We start from the raw sequence: 22,460 nt of genomic DNA, 5'->3' as shown, positions 1-22,460 counted from the left end.
GCTTCGGGGAGGGGCACCGGTGAACGACCAGCAGCATCCGTACGACCCGTACCATCCGCAGCAGCCGCAGATCATCGGCTACGACGAGTACGGGCAGCCGGTGTACCAGCAGCCCGCACAGCACTACGACCCGTACGGCGGTCACCAGCAGCAGGCGCCGCAGCAGCCGCAGCAGGCCTACGGCTACGACCCGTACGCCCAACAGCAGCCGCAGGCACCGCAGCCCCAGGCCCAGCAGCCGCAGTACGACCCGTACGGCGGGCAGGGCTACGCCTACCCGCAGTCCTACGACACCGGACAGCAGTGGGCCGCCCAGGCCGAGCCCGCCCCGGCGCAGACCGCCCCCGTCGCCCCCGAACCGCCGACCGCCCCGGTCGCGGCCCCGGCCGGCGTCCCCGGGCAGCGGCCCGCCCCCGAGCGCCCCGCGCCGGCACGGCAGGGCGACGACGACCGGCAGTACCACACCGAGCAGTTCTCCTTCATCGAGGAGCCCGACGAGGACTCCGAAGACGTCATCGACTGGCTGAAGTTCACCGAGAGCCGCTCGGAGCGGCGAGAGGAGGCCAGGCGCCGCGGCCGCAACCGGATCATCGCGCTCGTCGTCGTCCTCGCGCTCGCCGTCGTCGGCGGCGTCGGCTACCTCTGGTCCGCCGGTCTGCTCCCCGGGACGTCCGCCCCGGAGCAGAAGGGGAGCACCGCGACCGGTCCGCAGAAGCGCGACACGATCGTCGTCCACCTCCACGACCTCAAGAGCGGCGGCACCTCCACCGCCCTCCTGGTCGACAACACGACCACCCGCCAGGGCACCACGATCCTGCTCCCCAACTCCGTCGTCGTCGCCGACGACGAGGGAGCCGCGACCACCCTCGGCAAGTCGGTCGAGGACGACGGGTCCGGCGGCACCCGCGAGGCGATCGACAACCTCCTCGGGACGAGGATCACCGGCACCTGGCGGCTGGACACCCCGTTCCTGGAGAACCTCGTCGAGGCCGTCAGCAGCATCGAGACCGACACCGACACGGACGTGCCCGACCCGAAGAAGGGCGCCGAGCCGCTCGTCAGGAAGGGCGAGAAGCAGACGCTGAACGGCCGGGCCGCCGTCGCCTACGCCACCTACCGGGCGCCCGGCGAGGCCGAGGCCAAGCAGCTCCAGCGCTTCGGTCAGGTCATGTACGGGGTGCTGCGCAAGATCTCCTCCGACCCCGAGGTCGCCCTGGTCACCGTCGAGACCCTGCAGCAGATCCTCGACCCCTCCCTCCCGGAGAAGGACCTCGCCGCCTCCCTCGCCAAGCTCGCCGAACACGCCAAGATCGGCGACTACAGGACCGCCCTGCTCCCGGTCGGGCAGGACGGGACGCTGGCCGAGGGCGCGAGCGACAGTGTGGTGAAGGACATCCTCGGCGGAAAGGTCACCGCTCCCGAGGCCGGCGACGTGCCCCGGGTCTCGCTGCGGGACGGATCCGGCAAGAAGGCCACCGAGGCCGCCAGGGTGGTCCTGATCAACGGCGGCTACGCCTTCGTGGGCGGCAGCACCGGGGACACACAGGAGAAGTCGCAGGTCGTCTACGGCGACGACGCGCAGAAGCCGACCGCCGTCGAGGTGGCCAAGACGCTCGGCCTGCCGGCCGGCTCGGTCACCAGGGGCAAGCCCGTGGGAGCCGCCGCGGTGACCGTGATCCTCGGCCAGGACTACAAGGTCCCCGGGGCCTCGTAGCGGCGCTCCGGAAATCGTTGGCGGGGCCGTCGGCGGTCCGTGAGACCCTGGAGGGGTACTGGACCGCCGACGAAAGCCTGCTTGTGACCGCCACGGACCGTTCCATCGAGCTCGTCAACGCCGCCGCCCAGGCGGCCGCCGACCGACTCGCGCACGACATCATCGCGTACGACGTCAGCGACGTGCTGTCGATCACCGACGCCTTCCTGCTCGCCTCCGCGCCCAACGACCGCCAGGTCAAGTCGATCGTCGACGAGATCGAGGAGCGCCTGAACAAGGACCTCGGCGCCAAGCCGGTCCGCCGTGAGGGCGACCGCGACGCGCGCTGGATCCTCCTGGACTACGTCGACATCGTCGTCCACGTCCAGCACAGCGAGGAGCGAGTCTTCTACGCCCTGGAGCGGCTGTGGAAGGACTGCCCCCAGCTGTCGCTGCCCGAGGACGCGCAGAAGACCCGGGGCAAGGGCGCCGAGCACGCCGCCCTGACCGGTGTCGACCTCTCCGACCACGCCGCCGGCCTGCCCGACGAAGTGGACGGTGAGCTGAGCTGAGCACCACCGAGGGCGGCAGCGGCCGCCGCATCGTCCTCTGGCGGCACGGCCAGACCTCCTGGAACCTGGAGCGCCGCTTCCAGGGCTCGACGGACATCGAGCTGACGGAGACCGGCGTCGCCCAGGCGCGCCGAGCCGCCCGCCTGCTCGCCGCGCTGAAGCCGGACGCCATCGTGGCCTCCGACCTGAAGCGCGCGGCGGCCACCGCCGCCGAGCTCGCCGGGCTCACCGGCCACACCGTCGTCCACGACTCCGCGCTGCGCGAGACGTACGCGGGGGAGTGGCAGGGGCTGACGCACCACGAGATCGTGGCGCGGTACGGCGAGCAGTACGCCGCCTGGAAGCGCGGGGAGCCCGTGCGCCGGGGCGGCGGCGAGCTGGAGACCGAGGTGGCCGACCGGGCCGCCCCGGTGGTCCTGGGGCACGCGGACAAGCTGCCCGAGGACGGCACCCTCGTCGTGGTGAGCCACGGTGGCACGATCCGCACCACCATCGGCCGGCTCCTCGGCCTGGAGGCCCGCCACTGGGAGAGCCTGGGCGGCCTCTCCAACTGCTGCTGGTCGGTCCTCGGCGAGGGCGCGCGCGGGTGGCGCCTGACGGAACACAACGCCGGCACGCTGCCCGAGCCGGTCCTCGGCGACGACGACTGAGACCGTGGCCGGGCCTGCCGGACTCGGATTTCACTTTCCGGCAGGTCACAGGCTAGAGTTCTTCTTGTTCGGAGCGCACAGCGCGAGGAACGGAAGAACACGAGGGGCTATAGCTCAGTTGGTAGAGCGCCTGCATGGCATGCAGGAGGTCAGGAGTTCAATTCTCCTTAGCTCCACAGTCACCGAATCCCGTCCCCACCAGGGGGCGGGATTCGTCGTTGTGCCCCCTTCCCGTCGCGCGTCCCTTCCCGCCTGGTCTGCTGCCGGTCGTGCACCCCGCCCGCCGGGTCCGCCCTCCCGACACGCGTGCGTCTCCCGCCGGGCCCACCTTCCCGGCGTGCGCGTCTCCCGCCGGGCCCACCTTCCCGGCGTGCGCACCGCCCTGACGCATCCTCGCCGTCACGTCTCCGCGTGCAGGGCGTCGATCCGGTGACGGCTCTCCTCGTCGTTCGGCGTGTAGGCCACGATCCGGCACTCCGGCATCCCGTTGACGGAGAGGGAGACCGAGGTCAACCGGACCTCGCCCAACCGCTCGTGACGGAAGGTCTTCACCCGGGTCCCCGGCGGGACCACGTCACCGCTCCGCCAGAGCCGGGCGAACTCGGGGCTGGCCTCCGCGAGGCGCCGTACGAACTCCTCCCAGGCGGGCTCGCCCACATGGCGTCCGTACGCGCCGCGCAGCTGGGCCACCATCAGCGGCAGCTCCCGCTTCCGGTCGACCACGGGACACCGCGGGTCCGGGACGCTGAAGAGCGCCCACAGGACGTTGCGTATGCCGAACGGGCCGGTGTCCATGCCCTGCCGGTCCTGCATCAGGAGCCGCTCGTACATGGTGTTGGTCGCGAGCACGTCGTACCGCGCGTTGTAGAGCACCGCGGGATGCGGGTCCAGGGCGTCGAGGATGCCCTGGATCTCCGGGCTGACCACCTCCGAGTCCGGGGCCGCCCGGTCGGGGGCGTACGGCACCTCGGCGAGGTGGTACAGGTGCTCGCGCTCGGGCCGGTCGAGCCGGAGCGTGCGCGCCACCGCGTCGAGCACCTGCGCCGAGGCGTTGATGGGACGGCCCTGTTCCAGCCAGGTGTACCAGGTCACGCCGACCCCGGAGAGCTGGGCGACCTCCTCCCGGCGCAGCCCCGGTGTGCGGCGGCGGAGGCCCGGCGGCATGCCGACGTCCTCCGGTGTCACCCTGGCCCGGCGGCTGCGCAGGAACGCGGCCAGTTCCGGCCGCCGGCGCCGCTGTGTCGGTGCTGCCACGATCGTCACGCCCCCCATGGTCGAGTCCCCGTGCCGCCGCTGCCAGGTGCTGTCGGTACCAGCATCAGCGGGCTCTCGTTACCCGTATCGGATCGCCGCCATGCTCGTCGCATGTCCTCGACCACGACACGGCCCACCCTCAGTAAAGACCGTGGCACCGACAACCGCCCCGGAGTACTGCTCGGCGTGGTGCTGGCCGCCCAGTTCATGGCGCTCCTCGACGTCTTCATCGTCAACGTCGCCGCCCCCACCATCCGTGCCGAACTCGCGGCGTCCGGGGCCGCGCTCCAGCTCGTCATCGCCGGATACACCATCGCCTACGCGGTGTTTCTCATCACCGGAGCGCGACTGGGCGACCTGCTCGGGCACCGCCGCATGTACCTCGTGGGCCTCGCGCTCTTCACCGCGGCCTCCCTCGCCTGCGGACTCGCCGCGGGAACCGTCCAGCTGATCGCCTTCCGGCTCGTGCAGGGCGCCGGCTCGGCCCTGATGATCCCGCAGGTGCTCAGCCTCATCCAGCGCAACTTCGCCGGCGAGCAGCGGGTCCGCGCCCTCAGCGCCTACTCCGCCGTGCTGGCCACCGGCGCGGCGGCCGGACAGGTCGTCGGCGGTGTCCTGGTGAGCGCCGACCTCTTCGGCACCGGCTGGCGCCCGGTCTTCCTCGTCAACGTCCCCATCGGGCTCGTCCTGCTCGTCCTCGGCAGCCGGTTCCTGCCGCGCGACGGCCACACCGGGTCCACGCGGGCGCGTGGCCTCGACCTGCCGGGCCTGCTCCTGCTCGCGGGCGCCGTGTCCCTGCTGACCGTCCCCCTGGTCCTCGGCCAGGAGCAGGACTGGCCGCTGTGGTCCTGGCTCTCGCTCGGCGGCTCCCTGGCGCTCCTGGCGGCCTTCGGTGCCTACGAGACGGCGCTGGCGCGGCGCGGCGGGGCACCGCTCATCGCCCCGCGGGTCCTGCGCGTCCCCGGCATGGGGCGGGCCGTCCTGTGGATCACCGTGGCGATGGGCGTCAATGCCGGCTTCCTGTTCACCCTGACGCTGCACCTCCAGGGCGGTCTCGGCCACAGCGCGCTGCGCGCCGGACTCACGTTCGGCCCCGCCGCCGTGGTCTTCGGCGCCGTCGGGCTGACCTGGCGGCGCTGGCCGGCCCGGCTGCGGCGCGCCCTCGTCCCGGGCGGATTCCTGCTCGCGGCCGCAGCCGTCCTCGCCATCGGCGGGCTGCTCGGGGACGGCACAGCGGGCGGCTGGGGGCTCTACCCGGCCCTGGGAGCGCTGGGAGCGGGCATCTCGCTGGCCTTCAGCCCGGCCCTGACCGGCGCGCTGGCCACCGTACGGGCCGAGGACGCGGCCGACGCCAGCGGTCTGCTCGCCACCGTCACACAACTCGGCCAGCTCATCGGGATCGCCACCTTCGGCACGCTCTTCCTCGGCCGACTCGCAGGCCCCGGAGCACAGAATTCCGCCGACGCGCTGTGGGCGACGGCCCTCGCCCTGGCCGCCGCCTCGGTCGTGGGCGCCGCCTCGGCGGCGCTCCCGCGCCGAGCACGCCGACCCTCTTGCGGGGCCATGGCAGAATCGGACGGCCGGAGGGGGACGAGGCTCCGGACGGGAGGGTGACCCAAGTGCTCGGCGACAAAGGCGGGGCGTCCTGTGGGTGCACGGCCTGCGGCCACGGCTGGAGCTGATCGATGGGTGCACACAGGCGGAAGTGCGACTGGTGCGGCAGCGGCACGCCCATCGTGCGCGACATGGACCCCGTCAACACCGGATTCCAGTACTGGTGCGAGGAGTGCGCGCGAGCGCTGATCATAAAAGGCGACCCGATCGAGACGTACCGCGAGCTGGAGGGCGAACCGATCTACGGTCGGCTCCTGGACGAGCACTGCACCCTCAAGCGGTTCTACTCCTTCGCCACGGCCTGACGCCGCAGCGTCAGCGCGTACCCCACGAGGAGCACCGTCGTCGTCAGCGGGTAGACCGCCGACAGCAGCATCTGGCCCGCGTTCTGGTCCAGTTCGGGGCGGCCCGGGTCGTGCGGCACCCACCACAGCGCGAACGAGGCGAAGACGAGGGCGACCGCCCCCGTCACCGGCCACACGCGCGTGGTGCGGTCCGCGAGCAGGATGAGCAGCGGCACGCACCAGACCCAGTGGTGGGACCACGAGATCGGGCTGATCATCAGCGCCGTGAACGCGCAGACCACCACGGCGACGGCCTTGTCGCCGCGCACCGCGGCCCGCACCGCGAGGACCATCGCCACGCCGCCCAGGAGGGCCGCGGCCACCGCCCACCACATGCCGGGGTCGTCGGTGTGCATCAGGCGGGCCAGGACGCCGCGGATGGACTGGTTGCCGGTCTCCTCGGCGAAACCGACCCGGCCCGTCTCGAACAGCGTCTCCGTCCAGAACCGCTTCGAGTCCGCCGGCAGCACCAGCGCCACGGCGAGCGTGGTGCCCAGGAACGCCCCGGTCGCCGTGACCGCCGTGCGCAGCCACTGGTTCCAGACCCGGTCACGGCGCCACAGCAGCAGGCCGGCGGCGAGCAGCAGGACCACGAACAGTCCTGGTGTGAGCTTCACGGCGGTCGCCAGGCCGATGCCCAGCCCGGCCCAGCGGCTGCCCTCGCGGCGCGTGAGGTCCCAGAGCACCGCCACCGCTATCAGCAGGTTGATCTGGCCGTACCGCAGCGTCGTCCACACCGGCTCGCACCAGACCACCACCGCGGCGACCCAGAGCGTCGTACGCCACAGGTCCGTACGGGACAGCGACGGGCGGACCAGCTGGAGCGAGAGCTGCACCAGGGCGACGACCAGGAGCAGGTTGCCCGCGGTGCTGAGCGTCCGCATCAGCGGCACGCTCACGAGCGTCAGGGGGACGAACAGCAGGGCCGCGAAGGGCGGGTAGGTCATGCCGAGGTTCGCCGAGGTGGCGCGCATCGCGTAGAGATCGCCGCCGGCCCGGACCGTCTCGCCCTCGGCCCGGTAGACCATCACGTCGAGCATGTTCACGTGGGCGAGGCGTTGCGCCACCCAGAAGGCCGCGAACGAGAGCAGGCAGACCGTCGCGGCGGTGGCCAGGGGCCAGGGCCGGACGCGGGTTTTCGAGAGCACGGAGACGGACACAGTCGGCGACCCTACCCGCCTGGTCAGAAGGGCCCGGGGAATCGATTTGGAGATCTGGCCGGGGGCCGGTTAATGTTCTGTCTGTCGCCGCGAGGGAAACCGAAACGGAGACGGGAAACAGCAAGGGGCTATAGCTCAGTTGGTAGAGCGCCTGCATGGCATGCAGGAGGTCAGGAGTTCAATTCTCCTTAGCTCCACAGAAAGGAAAGCGGGTCACCCGGACAGGGTGGCCCGCTTTCTCGTCGTCTGCCTGTCGTCTTTCTCTCGCCGTCCTGTCACCCCCTCACCTCCGTGCTCCCCGGAACGCCGGTGCGGCCCGTCCGGGCCCTGCGGTACCCTGGCGCCATGCGTGCCGTACGCCTCCTGCTTACCGAGCCGCGCTGACCAGTCCCGGCGGACGACAGACAATCCGTCGGAGTCGGCGCGGCATCCCCTCCTGTGCGAGGGGATTTTTCATTTCGGCAGTCAGTGGCCGTGGGCAGAGACGATCGATGGAGCTTCAAGGACCATGACCGAGATCAATACGGCCGCCGAGACGGCGGCTCCGCATCGCTACACGGCAGCCATGGCCGCCGACATCGAGGCACGCTGGCAGGACTTCTGGGACGCCGAGGGCACCTACGAGGCGCCGAACCCCACCGGTGACCTGGCGGGCGACCCCGCGGTCGCCGCCCGGCCCAAGAAGTTCATCATGGACATGTTCCCGTACCCCTCGGGTGCGGGCCTGCACGTCGGCCACCCGCTCGGCTACATCGCCACCGACGTCTTCGCCCGCCACGCGCGCATGACGGGGCACAACGTCCTGCACACCCTGGGCTTCGACGCCTTCGGCCTGCCGGCCGAGCAGTACGCCGTGCAGACGGGCACGCACCCGCGTGTGTCCACCGAGGCCAACATGGAGAACATGAAGGTCCAGCTGCGCCGGCTGGGCCTGGGCCACGACAAGCGCCGGTCGTTCGCCACGATCGACCCGGAGTACTACAAGTGGACCCAGTGGATCTTCCTGCAGATCTTCAACTCCTGGTACGACGACGAGGCCGAGAAGGCCCGTCCGATCGCCGAGCTGATCGAGCAGTTCGAGAACGGCACCCGTGAGGTCCCCGGCTCCACGCGCGCGTGGAGCGAGCTGAGCGCCGCCGAGCGCTCCGACGTCCTGGGCGAGTACCGCCTGGCGTACGCCTCCGAGGCCCCCGTCAACTGGTGTCCCGGCCTGGGCACGGTCCTGGCCAACGAGGAGGTCACCGCCGACGGACGCTCCGAGCGCGGCAACTTCCCCGTCTTCAAGTCCAAGCTGCGTCAGTGGAACATGCGGATCACCGCCTACGCGGACCGCCTGCTGGACGACCTGGACGGGCTGGACTGGCCCGAGGCCATCAAGCTGCAGCAGCGGAACTGGATCGGCCGGTCCGAGGGCGCCCGCGTCGACTTCCAGGTCGGCGACACCGGCGCGATCACCGTCTTCACCACCCGCCAGGACACCCTGTTCGGCGCCACCTACATGGTCCTGGCACCCGAGCACGACCTGGTCGAGAAGATCGTCCCGGCGACCTGGCCCGAGGGCACCCACGACGTGTGGACCGGCGGACACGCCACCCCGTCCGAGGCCGTCGACGCCTACCGCAAGCAGGCCGCCTCCAAGTCCGACGTCGAGCGCCAGGCCGAGGCCAAGGACAAGACCGGCGTCTTCACCGGCGCGTACGCGACCAACCCGGTCAGCGGCGAGCAGGTCCCCGTCTTCATCGCCGACTACGTCCTGATGGGCTACGGCACCGGCGCCATCATGGCCGTCCCGGCGCACGACACCCGCGACTTCGCCTTCGCGCGCGCCTTCGAGCTGCCGATGCGCTGCGTCGTCGAGCCCAGCGACGGCCGCGGCACCGACCCGGCGACCTGGGACGACGCCTTCGCCTCCTACGAGGCGAAGCTGGTCAACTCCGCCAACGACGCCATCTCCCTGGACGGCCTGGGCGTCGTCGACGCCAAGGCGAAGATCACCGCCTGGCTGGCCGACCGCGGCATCGGCGAGGGCACCGTCAACTTCCGCCTGCGCGACTGGCTGTTCAGCCGCCAGCGGTACTGGGGCGAGCCCTTCCCGATCGTCTACGACGAGGACGGCGTCGCCCACTCCCTGCCCGAGTCGATGCTGCCGCTGGAGCTGCCCGAGGTCGAGGACTACTCGCCGCGCACCTTCGACCCGGACGACGCCGACACCCGGCCGGAGACCCCGCTCTCCCGCAACGAGGACTGGGTCAACGTCACCCTGGACCTGGGCGACGGCACCGGTCCGCGCCGCTACCGCCGCGAGACCAACACCATGCCCAACTGGGCCGGCTCCTGCTGGTACGAGCTGCGCTACCTGGACCCGCACAACTCCGAGAAGCTGGTCGACCCCGCCGTCGAGCAGTACTGGATGGGCCCGCGCGAGGGCATGCCGACCGGTGGCGTCGACCTGTACGTCGGCGGCGCCGAGCACGCCGTGCTGCACCTGCTGTACGCGCGCTTCTGGTCCAAGGTGCTGTTCGACCTGGGCCACGTCTCCTCGGCCGAGCCGTTCCACAAGCTCTACAACCAGGGCATGATCCAGGCCTTCGTCTACCGCGACGCGCGCGGCATCGCCGTACCGGCGGCCGAGGTCGAGGAGCGCGACGGCGGCTTCTGGTACCAGGGCGAGAAGGTCAGCCGCGTCCTGGGCAAGATGGGCAAGTCCCTGAAGAACGCGGTCACGCCCGACGAGATCTGCTCCGAGTACGGCGCCGACACGCTGCGCCTGTACGAGATGGCGATGGGCCCCCTGGACGTCTCGCGCCCCTGGGACACGCGCGCCGTCGTCGGCCAGTACCGGCTGCTGCAGCGCCTGTGGCGCAACATCGTCGACGAGGCGACCGGCGAGGTCACCGTCGTCGACGCCGCGCCCGACGAGGACACGCTGCGCGCCCTGCACAAGGCGATCGACGGCGTCTCGCAGGACATGGCGGCCATGCGCTTCAACACCGCCATCGCCAAGATCACCGAGCTGAACAACCACCTGACGAAGTCCGGCGGTGCGCTCTCCCGGTCGGTCGCCGAGCAGCTGGTGCTGCTGGTCGCCCCGCTGGCCCCGCACATCTCCGAGGAGCTGTGGCGCCGGCTGGGCCACGCCGACTCGGTCGTCCACCAGGACTTCCCGGTCGCCGACCCGGCGTACGTCGTCGACGAGACCGTGACCTGCGTCGTGCAGATCAAGGGCAAGGTCAAGGCCCGCCTGGAGGTCTCCCCGTCGATCACGGACGCGGAGCTGGAGGCGCTGGCGCTGGCCGACCCGCACGTGGTCGGGGCGCTGGGCGGCGCGCAGATCCGCAAGGTGATCGTGCGCGCGCCGAAGCTGGTCAACATCGTCGCCGGCTAGTGGAGGGCCGTCGGCCGGCGAGGCAGTCGCCGGCCGACGGCACATAGGGGTTTCCCCTACGGGCAGGTTGGGGGTTCCGATGGAACCCGCGGCCTGCCTCTTCCGTTTACGGTGGAGGAACCACAGCCGTGGGGATTCGACGGATGCCGGAGGGGCACATATGGAAGCCACGATTATCACGATCATGGCGCTGCTCTTCTTCGCCTTCGTGGCACTCGGGGTGTTCGTCACCGTGAAGGTCGCGAAGGCCGCCAAGCGCGGCGTCGACCGCACCCTCGACCAGGCCCGACGCACGGTCGAGGACACCACGCTGCGGGCCAAGAGCCTCGGCCAGGGCGGGGTCGCGGGCGAGCTGGCCCGGCTGCGGCTCTCGCTGCGCACCTCGATGAGGGCCACCCAGGAGGCGCTCCAGACGGGTGCCGTCGAGGACGCCTCGCTGAAGGAGTCCCTCGAACTCTTCCACCGGCTCAGCGCGCACGGCCTCGAACTGGACGGCGACCTCAAGCGCCTCGAGCGGGAGCCGGACCGGGCGTACGTCGCCGGGCAGCTCCCCGAACTCACCGCGCGCACCGAGCGGATCACCGGCTCGGCCGACGCGCTGCGGCGCGCCGCGCGGGACCGCGCCCTCAAGTTCGCCGAGGACGACCTGTCGACGCTCAGCGCCCAGATCGACGTCGAGGCGGGCGCCCTGCGCCACTGGACCAGCCCGGAAGCCGCGCCGGAAGCCGCTCCCGGCGCCACGCCCCACGGGGCTCCTGGGACGGCGTCCGGGCAGACCCCCGGCGCGGCCCACGGCGGAGAGCGGTCCGCGATCACGGCGCCCGACCCCCGTCGGACCGCCTACCCCTGGGAGAAGACCTCCCGGCCGGAGACCACCACCTGACGGAACGACGGCCGCGTGCCCGGACGCGGAGGGCCCCGGGCCGGGCGCGGTGAGTGACGAGGGTCCGCGGTGCCCGGACGCGGCGCGTGGCGCTGTGCCGGGCGTCGTGAGCGACGACGGTCTGCGGTGCCCGGACGCGGCGCGGCACTTTGCCGGCGTCGTGAGCGACGGCGGCCCGCGCTGCCTGGACGCATCGTGGCGCTGCGCCGGGTGCGTGAGCCAGGACTGAACGGCAGGGCGCGCGCGAGGGGGGTCGGGCTGCCGTGCGGCGGCCCCGGCGGGTAACCTCCCGCTCATGTCCCGGCATGTCGCGATCGTCACCGATTCCACGGCCTATCTGCCACGCCAGACGAGGGAGCGGCACGCGATCACCACGGTCCCGCTGACCGTCGTCATCGGCGACCGAGCCCTCGAGGAGGGCACCGAGATCTCGGCCGTGGCCCTCGCCGAGGCCCTGCAGAAGAGGCGGCCCGTCACCACGTCGCGCCCGAGCCCCGAGGTGTTCGCGGCCGCGTACCGCGCGGCGGCCGCGGCCGGGGCGACGGGCATCGTCTCCCTCCACCTCTCCGCCGAGGTCTCCGGAACCCACGACGCCGCCGTGCTCGCCGCCAAGGGCGCGCCCGTTCCCGTGCGCGTGGTCGACACCCGCATGATGGGCATGGCACTGGGCTTCTGCGCCCTGGCCGCGGCACGGGTCGCCGAGTCGGGCGGCTCCCTCGACGAGGCGGTCGCCGCGGCCGAGAAACGAGCCGCGGGAACCTCCGCCTACTTCTACGTCGACACCCTGGACTACCTGCGCAGGGGCGGGCGCATCGGCACCGCGCAGGCACTCCTCGGATCCGCCCTCGCGGTCAAGCCGCTCCTCGAACTCGACGGCGGACGCATCGAACTCCGGGAGAAGGTGCGGACGGCGTCGAAGGCCATCGCACGCCTGGAGGAGATCGCCGTCGAGCGCGCCGGCTCCAGCGCCGTCGACATCGCCGTGCACCACCTCTCCGCCCCCGAGCGCGCCGCCGCCCTCGCCGACCGGCTCAGGGAGCGCGTACCGGGCGTCGAAGAGCTTCAGGTCAGTGAGGTGGGTGCGGTCATCGGCGCGCACACCGGCCCCGGACTCCTCGCGGTGGTCGTCTCGCCGCGCTGAGCCTCCGGAGGGGCGGTCGGCCCCGCCGCGCTGAGGCCCTCGGGCGTGGGGTCCCTCCGCATCGCTGAGACCTCCGGAGCGGTGGGGCTCCCTGTGGGCTGAGGCCCTCCGTCCCTCGGAAGAGTGACGGAGTTGTCCACAGAGGCCGCCCTGTCCACGGAACAGAGGCGTCCCCCGCACGGCGGGGCCGTGACTCCTACGGTCACGAGCATGACTCTTCGCACACGCATCGCATCGACCGCCCCCGGGACCCTGGGTTCCGCGGGTACTTCCACGAGCGGGCCCGGTCGGCCGCCGGGCTCGGACGGGCGGAGCCGCCTGGCCGGACACGGCACGTCTCCCGGACGGGCCCGGAGGCGCGCCCGGGTGAGGCGGGTCGCCGGGGTGTCCGGCGCCGCCGTGCGGCAGCGGGGGGAGGCCATGTTCCCGAGGACCGCGGGGCCGGTGCCGTCCGCCGCCCGCGGGGGACCGGAGACGGGGGAGCCGCTGGAGGCAGGGGAGGAACCGGCGGCGCAGGAGCGCGGCTCGCCGCCCGGGGCGCGGGCGCGGCTGGCGGCGGCCGTCCGCGATCGGACCCCGGTCTGGGCGCGGACGAGGTGCGGTCTCGAACCGAGGACGCTGGCCGCCCTGACCGTGTTCCTCGTCGTGGCCGCGGGCGTCGCGGGTGGGTACTTCTGGGCCGGGCGGCCGGAAGCGGTGCGCGCTCCCGAGCTCGTCCGCGCCGCGCGCCCGGCCTCCGCCCCCGCTCTGGACGCCGTACCCGGGGTGCGGGCGGGGCCGGCGTCGCGGCCGAGGGAAGGAGCGGCGCCGTCCGGGGCGAAGGTGGTCGTCGACGTGGCGGGGAAGGTGCTCAGGCCGGGCGTTCTGACCCTCCCGGCGGGTTCGCGGGTGGCGGACGCGCTCCACGCCGCCGGTGGGGTGCGTCCCGGAGCCGATATGACCGGGCTCAACCGGGCCCGTGTCCTGTTCGACGGCGAGCAGGTGCTCGTCGGTGTGCCGGGGATGCCGTCCGGTGGCGTCGGAGCGGCCGGCGGGAGCGCGAGCGGCGGTGTCGGGCCCGGGGCGCCGTTGAGCCTCAGCACGGCCACGGTGGAGCAGCTCGACACGCTCCCCGGCGTCGGGCCGGTCCTCGCCCAGCACATCGTCGACCACCGCGTCGAGCACGGCGGCTTCCGGTCGGTCACGGAGCTGCGGGAGGTCAACGGCATCGGCGAGCGTCGGTTCGCCGACCTCGAACCGCTGGTGCGGCCATGAGGAGGCGTGACAGGCAGCCGTGGGACGAAGGGCCGATCGACCTCCGGCTCGTTCCGCTCGCGGTGGCCACCTGGGCGGCGGCCGCGTGTGCCGTGGGCATCGCCGGGTGGTGGACGGTGGCGGGCGTCACGGTCTGTCTGCTGGGTGCCGCGCTTCTGTCGGTGCCCGCGGTGGCCCGGCGGATCGGGCGTGGCGCCGGGGGTACGGGGGCTGCCGGGGAGCGGGCTGCCGAGGAACGCGCCGTGGGGGGCCGAGCCGTCGAGGGACGCGCTGTTGTGGGGCGTGGCGCCGGGGGAGGCGCCGTGGCGGGGCGAGCCATCGGGGGAGGCGCTGACGCTGTAGGAGAGCGAGCCATCGGGGAACGCGCCTGCGGGGAGGGAGTCGTCGGGCGGGCCGTCGGGGGGCTGGGTGAGGTGCGGGGGGCGGGTGCGAGCCGGGGTTCGCCCGGGTGGCGGTTGTGGGCGACCGCGTGCGCCGGGGTGCTGTTGTGCGCGGCGGCCGGGGCGACCTCGGCGGGGCTGCACGCGGCGGATCTGCGGCGCGGGCCCGTACCGGCCGCGGCGGGGGAGTACGCCCGGGTGTGGACGGAGGTGACGGTGACCTCCGATCCGCGCCTCACCCGGCCCCGGGTGCGGGGCAACGCGATGGCTCCGGTGTCGGTCGTCCTGGACGGCGAGGTGACGAGGGTCGAGCGGTCGGACGGATCGGTCCACCGGACCCGCGCGCCGGTGCTGGTGATCGTGCCCCCGGGCGAGGGGCGGGAGGAATGGCTGGGGCTCCTTCCCTCCACCCGGCTGCGCGTCGGCGGGCGGCTCGCGCCACCGCTGCGCGCCGGGGAGCCGTTCGCCGCGGTGCTGAAGGCCGACGGGGCGGGGCCGCCGCGGATCGTGGCCCCGCCGAGCGCGCCGCAGCGACTGGCGGGAGACCTGCGCGCCGGGCTGCGGAGGGCGACGGACGGCCTTGCCCCGGACGCCCGGGCCCTGCTGCCGGGGCTGGTCGTCGGGGACACCTCCCGCGTCGGGCCCGACCTGCGGGACGCCTTCGAAACCGCCGACCTCACCCACCTCCTGGCGGTCTCAGGAAGCAACCTCTCGATCGTCCTGCTGCTGCTCGTCGGGCGTCCCGGGCGGGCGCACCAGGTGGAGCGGGGCGGACTGGCGCCGCGGCTCGGCATGTCGTTGCGGGCCACCGCGGTGGCCGGAGGGGTGCTGACCCTGGCCTTCGTGGTGGTCTGCCGGCCCGATCCGAGTGTGCTGCGCGCTGCGGCCTGCGGATTCGTCGTGCTGCTCGCGATCGGCACCGGCCGCCGGCGATCGCTGATTCCCGCGCTGGCCGCCGCCGTGCTCGTCCTGGTGCTCTACGACCCCTGGCTCGCGCGGAGTTACGGTTTCCTGCTCTCGGTCCTGGCCACCGGGTCCCTGCTGACGGTCGCCCCGCGGTGGAGCGAGGCGCTGCGGCGGCGGAGGGTGCCGGGCCGCCTCGCGGAGGCGCTGGCAGCGGCGCTGGCCGCGCAGGCGGTGTGCGCTCCCGTCGTGGTGGTGTTCGCCGCCCGGCTGAGCCTGGTCGCGATTCCGGCGAACCTGTTCGCCGAACTCGCGGTCGCGCCCGCGACGGTGCTCGGATTCGCCACGCTCGTCCTCGCGCCGCTGTGGGCGGGGGGCGCGGAAGCCCTGGCCTGGGCGGCGGGATGGCCGGCCGGGTGGATCGCCTGGGTCGCCCGCGCGGGAGCCGCGCTGCCGGGTGCGGAACTGACCTGGTCCGGCGGCTGGTGGGGCGGACTCGGCCTCGCGCTGCTCACGGCCCTGGTCGTGCTCGGGGCGCGCAGGCTGCCGCACCGGGGGCCGGTCGCCGTGCTTCTTGCGGCGCTGCTTCTGGTCGTGGTGGCGCGACCGGCGCCGCTGACCCGCTGGGTCACCGGTTGGCCACCGCCGGGATGGGTGTTCGCGATGTGCCAGGTGGGCCAGGGGGACGCGACGGTGCTCGCGGCGGGCGGGGACGCCGCCGTGGTGGTGGACGCCGGTCCCGACCCCGTACCGGTGGATCGGTGCCTGCGGGAACTCGGCGTGAGACGGGTGCCGTTGCTGGTGCTCACCCACTTCCACGCGGACCACGTGGCGGGGCTGGCGGGTGTGCTGCGGGGGAGGTCGGTGGGGGCCATCCAGACCACGGCGCTCGAAGAGCCGCCGGCCCAGGTGGCGTTCGTGCGGCGGACGGCGGCGGCCGCGCGGGTGCCCGTGATCCGGGCGGCCCCGGGGGAGGAGCGCCGGGTCGGCGCCCTGGAGTGGCGGGTGCTCTGGCCGCCGGCGGACACCGGTGCGGCTGCCGGGGGACCGGTGGGCTCCGGTGGGCCGAACGACTCCAGCGTCACGCTGCTCGTCCGTACGCGGAACGGGGTGAGTGTGCTGCTGCTCGGGGACCTGGAGCCACCGGCGCAGGCGGAGCTGTCGCGGGCCCATCCCGGTCTGGAGCCGGTGGACGTGCTCAAGGTCGCGCACCACGGGTCCGCGCACCAGGACCCGGGGCTGATGCGGGCGGTACGGCCGCGGCTCGCGCTGGTGTCGGCGGGCCGGGACAACCCGTACGGGCATCCCTCGCCCCGGACTCTGGCGGCGCTGCGGGCGGGTGGGGCGAGAGTGCTCCGGACGGACCGGGACGGGGCGATCGCGGTGGTGGGGGCGGGGAGGGGCCTCGTGGCCGTGCCGAAGGGGTGGTGAGCCTCGCGAGGAAGCCTATGTAAAGAGATCCTTGTAAAGAAGTCTTTCTAAAGATATCTTTTCATCATGCCGGAGACCAGTGACCCGCGGCCTGAGGGCGAGCAGCCCCGCAGTATCCGTCTGACCGACCCCCGCGCCCTGCGGGCCTACGCCCATCCCCTGCGGATGTCCCTCGTGGGGCTGCTGCGCAGCAGCGGACCCTTCACCGCCACCCGGGCCGCCGAGCTGACCGGCGAATCCGTGGCCAGCTGCTCCTACCACCTGCGCATACTCGCCAAGTACGGGCTCGTGGAGGAGGCGCCGGGCGGGCGGGGGCGGGAGAAGCCCTGGCGGGCCACGGCGCGGTACACGGAGTGGCCCGAGTACAGCGAGGACGCGAGCGTCGCGGAGGCCGCCGACGCGCTGAGCGCCGCGGTCGCCGAGAGCTACTTCGAGCGGGTGACCCGGGCCATGGAGAACCGTCACCGGCTGCCGAGGGAGTGGCGGGAGGCCGAGCAGTTCGGCGACTCCCTGCTCCACCTCACCCCCGAGGAGCTGGCCGACCTCGGAGAGCGCGTCGACGCCCTGCTCCGGCCCTACGAGGGCCGCGCGTCCGACCCGTCCCTCAGGCCCGAAGGCGCCCGGCCGGTCAGCATCCTGCGCATCGCCTACCTGGACCAGGACATCCCCGACACCGAAGAGGAGTGAGCGAGATGGCCCTCGTGGAACGCGTACCGGCACTGCTGCGCGAGCGTGCCTTCCGCCGCTACTGGACCGGTCAGACCGTCTCCCTCACCGGAGACCAGATCTCACTCATCGCCATCCCCCTGGCCGCCGTCCTGATCCTCGGTGCCGACGCCGCCGCGATGGGGTGGCTCAAGACCGCCGAACTCCTGCCCACCCTCCTGTTCAACCTGCCGCTCGGCGCCTGGGCCGACCGCCAGGCGCAACGCAGACGTGCCATGATCGCGGCCGACATGGGCCGGGCGGCGCTGGTGCTGACCCTCCCCGTGGCCTACGCGCTGGACGCGTTGACGCTCGGTCAGCTGTACGCGGTGGCCTTCGGGATCGGGGCGCTCACCGTGCTCTTCGAGGTCTGCAACGCCACGCTGCTCGTGGCGCTCGTCCCCAGCGAGCGGTACGTCCAGGCGAACGCGCTGGTCAACGGCAGCCGTTCGATGTCCTGGCTCGCCGGGCCCGGGATCGGGGGCATCCTCGTGCAGGTGCTCACCGCGCCGTTCGCCCTCGTCGCGGACGCGCTCACCTACCTGGTCTCGGCCGGTTACCTGGCCCGGATCAAGCCCGTGGAACCTCCACCGGCCCCCGTGGTCAAGGGGCACTTCACGGAGGGGCTGCGCTGGGTCCTGCGGGAGCCGTCGATGCGCGCGCTCTTCGCCGCCTCCGGCACCCTCCAGTTCTTCAACTACATGTTCCACACCCTCTTCGTGCTCTACGCGACCGCCGAACTCGGCATCGGCGCGGGACTGCTCGGCCTGATCCTCGCCGCCGGGGCGGTGGGCGGTCTGCTCGGTGCGGCGTTCGCGGGATCGGTCGTCCGGCGGATCGGCATCGGAGGCTCGCTCGTCGCCGGCTTCCTCGGATTCACCCTGCCGCTGCTGCTGATACCGCTGGCCGGAGGACCGCTTCCGCTGGTGGTGGCCGTCATGTTCGCCGCGGAGTTCCTCTCCTGTATCGGGGTGATGATCGCGGACGTCGCCGGGGGATCCCTCCAGATGGCCCTGATACCCGACGCCGTGCGGGCGCGGGTCATGGGCGCGTACCGGACGCTCAACCACGGCTTCCGTCCGCTCGGCGCGGTCGCCGGCGGCGTGCTCGGTTCCGCGATCGGGCTGCGTCCGACGCTCTGGATCGCGACCGCCGGAGCCGTGCTCGCCGTGCTGTGGCTGCTGCCGTCACCGCTGCCGCGCATGCGTGAACTGCCCGAGAGGGAGGCGGAGTCGGTGGTTGCCGGGTAGCGGCGGACCGTAGACCGGCAGACTGCCGGTATGACCACACCGTCGACCCCGACCCCGACTTCGACCTCGACCACACCATCGACCCCTACCCCTACCCCGACCACACCATCGACCTCGACCTCGGCGTCAGCGGTGGCATCGACCTCGCCGTCGGAGGCGGAGTCCGTCCCGCCCGTTCCGGTCGCCCCGGCCGAGCCCTTCGTGCCGGGGGCGGCCGCCGTCGACGCCTACCTGCGGCGCATCGGTGCGGAGCGGCCGGCGAGGGCGGACGCCGCCGCGCTGCGCGAGCTGCACCTGCGGCACCTGCGGGCCGTGCCCTTCGAGAACCTGTCGATCCATCTCGGCGAGGACATCGTCCTGGACGAGAAGGCGCTGCTCGACAAGGTGGTCGGTGCCCGGAGGGGCGGCTTCTGCTACGAGGTCAACACCGCGTTCGCCGTCCTGCTCCGGGGCCTCGGATACCGGACGGCACTGCTCCAGGCACGGGTCATCGGGGCGGAGGGGAAGCCGGGCATCCCGTACGACCACATGGCGCTGCTGGTGGAGACCGCGGAGGGGGAACGATGGCTGGCCGACGTGGGGTTCGGCGACCACAGCCACTTCCCGCTGGCCTTCGACGAACGTGCCGACCAGGAGGATCCGGGCGGAGTCTTCCGGATCACGGCGGCCGCCGACGGCGACCTGGACGTCCTGCGGGACGGCAAGCCGCAGTACCGGCTGGAGCCCCGGCCGCGTGAGCCGGCCGATTTCACGGCGGGGTCCTGGTACCACCAGACCTCGCCCGACTCGCACTTCACGCGGTCCCTCATCTGCTCCCTGCTGACGGAGGACGGCCGGATCACGCTCAGCGGCCGGAAGCTGATCACTCGCGCCCACGGTGAGCGGGAAGAGCGTGAGCTGGACGGAGAGGCGGAGGTGCGGGAGGCGTACCGGGACCTGTTCGGCATCGCGCTCGACGTGCTGCCGGTCGTACGCGGGGCGGCACCCGGAACCGAGGGCGGGGCGGCCACCGGGCCCGAGAACGGGGTAGGGACCGGACCCGAAAGCGGAACCCCCAATTCGGACCCTCGGTAACACTTGCCTCGTTTGCCTCGAACTCCCCAACGGTGATCGAATGCGAATTCGTTGCACAGTGAACGAGTCGCACGGGGGTGCGTGAAGGATGTTCGACCGTCTCTTCGGGAAGCGTGCGGCGGGCGCCGCGAGGGGCGGCCCGCTGGCCGGCATCGCGGTCCCCGCCTCGGCGGGGGTACTGAGCTGCCGGGTGCTCGACCCCGTGCACGAGCCCGTCCGCCAGGCCGAGTTCGTCGTCAGCGACACCGCGGGCCGCAAGGTGCTGGCCGGGGAGACCGACCCGTACGGCACGGCGCTGGCGACCGTGCCGGCGGGCGAGTACCGGCTGGCCGTCACCGCCGAGGGCTACACGCCGCACCACGGCTCCGCCGTCGTCGCCGAGGGCGGCCACACCGGCCTCGGCGACGTCCTGCTCCAGGTCGCCCCGCAGCCCCGGCTCCCCGCGCCGGGCGACTGGGAGATCGACCCGGTGCACTCGCAGATCGGCTTCACGGCACGGCACATCGGCCTTGCCCGGATCCACGGCCGGTTCAACGGCTTCGCGGGCGCGGTGCGGATCGCCGACCGCATGGAGAACTCGGCGATGCACGTCGTCATCGACGCGGCCTCCATCGACACCGGGGTCCAGATGCGTGACGACCACCTGCGGTCGGGCGACTTCCTCGACGTCGGCGCCTACCCGACGCTGGAGTTCTTCAGCGAGCGCTTCGCGCACCGGGGCGGCAGCCGGTGGGCGGTCACCGGGGCCCTCACCCTGCACGGAGTGAGCCGCACGGTCACCCTCGACACCCAGTACCTGGGCCTCGGCAACGGCCTGGAGGGCGAGACGCGGGGCGCCTGCCGCGCCAGCACCGAACTCCACCGGGAGGACTTCACCCTCACCTGGCAGACGCTGCTCGCGCGAGGGATCGCGGCCGTCGGGTCCAGCATCAGCATCGACCTCGACATCCAGATCGTCCCGAAGAGGAACTGAACCGTCCCGAGGGAGGGCCGAACCGTCCCGAGGGAGGGCCGGACCCGCCCCGAGGGGAGCCGAAGAGTGCAGAGGGGGAGCCGGCCCGTCCCGGGGAAGAGCCGGACCGGGCTGAGCTGTTCCAAGGGGGAGCCGAAGAGTCCCGGGGGAGAGCCGAGGGGTGCGCGCGACCGGGCCGGGCGCGTTCCCGGGCCCAGGGGCGCGTCCGCTGGAGGGGCCGCGGGCACCGCCGACCCCACCGGGTCAGGGGGTCACGGGGCTTCGAGCCAGCCCTCGTACTCGGCCGCCAGCGCGTCCAGGGCCGACGGGTCGAGCCGGCCGTCCGGGTCCTCCACGACGACGAGCCACTGGGCGTCCTCGGCGTCGTCCTCCCCGGCGAGGGAGTCCCGTACGAGCTGGGGTTCCTCGGCGACGCCGAAACGGTCGGGAAGCTCCCCGGCGACCTCCTCTGCGGCGTCGCGGTCGGGAAGTACGAGTACGTGTCGTCCACTCACCCCGCCATTCTCGCGTGCCGCCCGGAACGGGGTGTCAGTGGCCCGTGGGATGCTGGATCGCGATGGCCACCAGAAAGACTTCCCCCGACGACCTCCTCGGCCCCGTGACGCTCGCGGTGGGCCAGGAGGACCTGCTCCTCGACCGTGTCGTCCAGGAGGTGGTGGCGGCCGCCCGCGCCGTCGACGCCGACACGGACGTCCGTGACCTCACGTCCGACCAGCTCCAGCCAGGTGCGCTCGTCGAGCTCACCAGCCCGTCGCTCTTCGCCGAGCGCAAGGTGCTGATCGTGCGGAACGCGCAGGACCTCTCCGCCGACACCGTCAAGGACGTCAAGGCCTACCTCGGCGACCCCGTCGAGGACATCTCCCTCGTCCTGCTCCACGCGGGCGGCGTCAAGGGCAAGGCCCTGCTCGAGGCCGCGCGGAAGGCCGGTGCGCGGGAGGTGGCCTGCCCCAAGACGACGAAGCCGGCGGAGCGGCTGACGTTCGTGCGGCAGGAGTTCCGGGCGCTCGGGCGTTCGGCCACTCCCGAGGCCTGCCAGGCCCTGGTCGACTCCATCGGCAGCGACCTGCGCGAGCTCGCGTCGGCGGTCGCGCAGCTGACCGCCGACGTCGACGGCACCATCGACGAGGCCGTCGTCGGGCGGTACTACACCGGCCGCGCCGAGGCCTCCTCCTTCAACGTCGCCGACCGCGCCGTCGAGGGGCGGGCGGCGGAGGCCCTCGAAGCCCTGCGCTGGTCCCTGTCCACCGGCGTCGCGCCCGTCCTCATCACCAGCGCGCTCGCCCAGGGCGTCCGTGCGATCGGCAAGCTCTCCTCGGCCCGCGGCGGCCGCCCCGCCGACCTCGCCCGCGAGCTGGGCATGCCGCCCTGGAAGATCGACCGCGTCCGCCAGCAGATGCGCGGCTGGACCCCCGACGGCGTCTCCCTCGCCCTCCGCGCCGTCGCCGAGGCCGACGCCGGCGTGAAGGGCGGCGGCGACGATCCCGAGTACGCCCTCGAGAAGGCCGTGGTCGCGGTCGCGCGTGCGGCAAGGATGCGGCGGGACTAGACGAGTAAGTCCGAAGTTGGTCAGTGGTCGTAGGCGGTAAGTGACCTGGTCAGCGGTGTTCCGTTGGTCCGGTTGTGCCAGATGACTGCGGTCAGGGCGAGGATGCGTTGTCCGACGCGGGCCAGGACTCCGGCGGGGGTCCTGGCTCCGTGGCGTTCGAGGTCGAGCTGGCCCTTGAGGGTGTCGTTGACCGACTCGATGAGCTGCCGGATCGGTTTGAGCAGGTGCTCCCCGGGCCGGGGCTTGAG

18 protein-coding genes, 2 tRNA genes and 1 pseudogene are annotated in these 22,460 nt (G+C 72.9%); 17 read left to right on the top strand and 4 right to left on the bottom strand.

Going from position 1 to position 22,460, the window contains the following annotated elements:
* The first annotated feature begins 19 nt into the window (after positions 1 to 19).
* From AC067A_RS16775 to AC067A_RS16760, 4 genes are all read left to right on the top strand, one after another.
* Positions 20 to 1,714 carry an LCP family protein gene (locus AC067A_RS16775; protein ID WP_478620489.1) on the top strand — a complete coding sequence of 565 codons (1,695 nt, stop codon included), beginning with the start codon at positions 20 to 22 and terminating at the stop codon, positions 1,712 to 1,714.
* 83 nt (positions 1,715 to 1,797) lie between these two features.
* Positions 1,798 to 2,265, top strand: coding sequence for a ribosome silencing factor (rsfS, locus tag AC067A_RS16770; protein ID WP_478620487.1), 468 nt, complete (start codon positions 1,798 to 1,800; stop codon positions 2,263 to 2,265).
* Complete coding sequence (locus AC067A_RS16765) at positions 2,262 to 2,915, top strand: histidine phosphatase family protein (protein ID WP_479243431.1); 654 nt, start codon at positions 2,262 to 2,264, stop codon at positions 2,913 to 2,915. The genes rsfS and AC067A_RS16765 overlap by 4 nt, the downstream gene beginning before the upstream one ends.
* Before the next feature lie 103 nt (positions 2,916 to 3,018).
* Positions 3,019 to 3,091 (top strand) — tRNA-Ala (locus AC067A_RS16760).
* 223 nt (positions 3,092 to 3,314) lie between these two features.
* Here the strand turns inward: AC067A_RS16760 and AC067A_RS16755 are convergent.
* On the bottom strand, positions 3,315 to 4,187 hold the full coding sequence (locus AC067A_RS16755) for a helix-turn-helix transcriptional regulator (RefSeq protein WP_478620486.1): 873 nt from the start codon (positions 4,185 to 4,187) through the stop codon (positions 3,315 to 3,317).
* Positions 4,188 to 4,280: 93 nt separating this feature from the next.
* Between AC067A_RS16755 and AC067A_RS16750 the strand changes: the two genes are divergently transcribed.
* Positions 4,281 to 5,783, top strand: coding sequence for an MFS transporter (locus tag AC067A_RS16750; protein ID WP_478620484.1), 1,503 nt, complete (start codon positions 4,281 to 4,283; stop codon positions 5,781 to 5,783).
* A gap of 71 nt (positions 5,784 to 5,854) precedes the next feature.
* On the top strand, positions 5,855 to 6,088 hold the full coding sequence (locus tag AC067A_RS16745; RefSeq protein ID WP_017239283.1) for a hypothetical protein: 234 nt from the start codon (positions 5,855 to 5,857) through the stop codon (positions 6,086 to 6,088).
* Here the strand turns inward: AC067A_RS16745 and AC067A_RS16740 are convergent.
* Positions 6,067 to 7,287, bottom strand: coding sequence for a glycosyltransferase 87 family protein (locus tag AC067A_RS16740; RefSeq protein WP_478620480.1), 1,221 nt, complete (start codon positions 7,285 to 7,287; stop codon positions 6,067 to 6,069). The two genes, AC067A_RS16745 and AC067A_RS16740, sit on opposite strands and share 22 nt — an antisense overlap.
* Before the next feature lie 124 nt (positions 7,288 to 7,411).
* On the opposite strand from AC067A_RS16740, the gene AC067A_RS16735 reads away from it, so the two are divergent.
* The 10 genes from AC067A_RS16735 (at position 7,412) to AC067A_RS16690 (ending at position 20,666) form a co-directional block, all read left to right on the top strand.
* Positions 7,412 to 7,484, top strand: a tRNA-Ala gene (locus AC067A_RS16735).
* A gap of 311 nt (positions 7,485 to 7,795) precedes the next feature.
* Positions 7,796 to 10,672 (top strand): leucine--tRNA ligase, encoded by a 2,877-nt coding sequence (leuS, locus tag AC067A_RS16730; protein WP_478620478.1) that lies wholly within the window; start codon positions 7,796 to 7,798, stop codon positions 10,670 to 10,672.
* Positions 10,673 to 10,832: 160 nt separating this feature from the next.
* Complete coding sequence (locus AC067A_RS16725) at positions 10,833 to 11,555, top strand: hypothetical protein (RefSeq protein ID WP_478620475.1); 723 nt, start codon at positions 10,833 to 10,835, stop codon at positions 11,553 to 11,555.
* A gap of 295 nt (positions 11,556 to 11,850) precedes the next feature.
* Positions 11,851 to 12,696, top strand: coding sequence for a DegV family protein (locus AC067A_RS16720; RefSeq protein ID WP_478620472.1), 846 nt, complete (start codon positions 11,851 to 11,853; stop codon positions 12,694 to 12,696).
* Positions 12,697 to 13,116: 420 nt separating this feature from the next.
* Positions 13,117 to 13,950 (top strand): ComEA family DNA-binding protein, encoded by an 834-nt coding sequence (locus AC067A_RS16715; RefSeq protein ID WP_478620469.1) that lies wholly within the window; start codon positions 13,117 to 13,119, stop codon positions 13,948 to 13,950.
* Entirely contained in the window at positions 13,947 to 16,664 is a 2,718-nt protein-coding gene (locus AC067A_RS16710) for a ComEC/Rec2 family competence protein (RefSeq protein WP_478620466.1), read from the top strand. Before AC067A_RS16715 ends, AC067A_RS16710 begins: the two co-directional genes overlap by 4 nt.
* Positions 16,665 to 16,730: 66 nt before the next feature.
* Entirely contained in the window at positions 16,731 to 17,351 is a 621-nt protein-coding gene (locus AC067A_RS16705) for a winged helix-turn-helix domain-containing protein (RefSeq protein WP_478620464.1), read from the top strand.
* A complete protein-coding gene (locus tag AC067A_RS16700) occupies positions 17,348 to 18,619 on the top strand; it encodes an MFS transporter (protein ID WP_478620461.1) in 1,272 nt (423 codons plus the stop codon). Before AC067A_RS16705 ends, AC067A_RS16700 begins: the two co-directional genes overlap by 4 nt.
* Before the next feature lie 132 nt (positions 18,620 to 18,751).
* Positions 18,752 to 19,693: an arylamine N-acetyltransferase family protein gene (locus AC067A_RS16695; protein WP_478620458.1), complete on the top strand. Its 942-nt coding sequence runs from the start codon at positions 18,752 to 18,754 to the stop codon at positions 19,691 to 19,693.
* A gap of 88 nt (positions 19,694 to 19,781) precedes the next feature.
* Positions 19,782 to 20,666, top strand: a complete 885-nt coding sequence (locus AC067A_RS16690; RefSeq protein WP_478620455.1) for a YceI family protein — start codon at positions 19,782 to 19,784, stop codon at positions 20,664 to 20,666.
* Between the two features lie 251 nt (positions 20,667 to 20,917).
* Here AC067A_RS16690 and AC067A_RS16685 read toward each other — a convergent pair whose 3' ends face one another.
* The gene (locus AC067A_RS16685; protein ID WP_478620452.1) at positions 20,918 to 21,160 is read right to left on the bottom strand and encodes a hypothetical protein; all 243 of its coding nucleotides are present in this window, start codon (positions 21,158 to 21,160) and stop codon (positions 20,918 to 20,920) included.
* A gap of 62 nt (positions 21,161 to 21,222) precedes the next feature.
* On the opposite strand from AC067A_RS16685, the gene holA reads away from it, so the two are divergent.
* Positions 21,223 to 22,212: a DNA polymerase III subunit delta gene (holA, locus tag AC067A_RS16680; RefSeq protein WP_478620449.1), complete on the top strand. Its 990-nt coding sequence runs from the start codon at positions 21,223 to 21,225 to the stop codon at positions 22,210 to 22,212.
* Between the two features lie 20 nt (positions 22,213 to 22,232).
* Here the strand turns inward: holA and AC067A_RS16675 are convergent.
* Positions 22,233 to 22,460: pseudogene (locus AC067A_RS16675) on the bottom strand (IS982 family transposase); the annotation flags it as partial.

The sequence above is a fragment of the Streptomyces sp. NPDC043176 genome, from assembly GCF_056436715.1.
The sequence above is the reverse complement of the archived record's forward strand: the minus strand, read 5'-3'. Positions and strand labels throughout refer to the sequence as shown.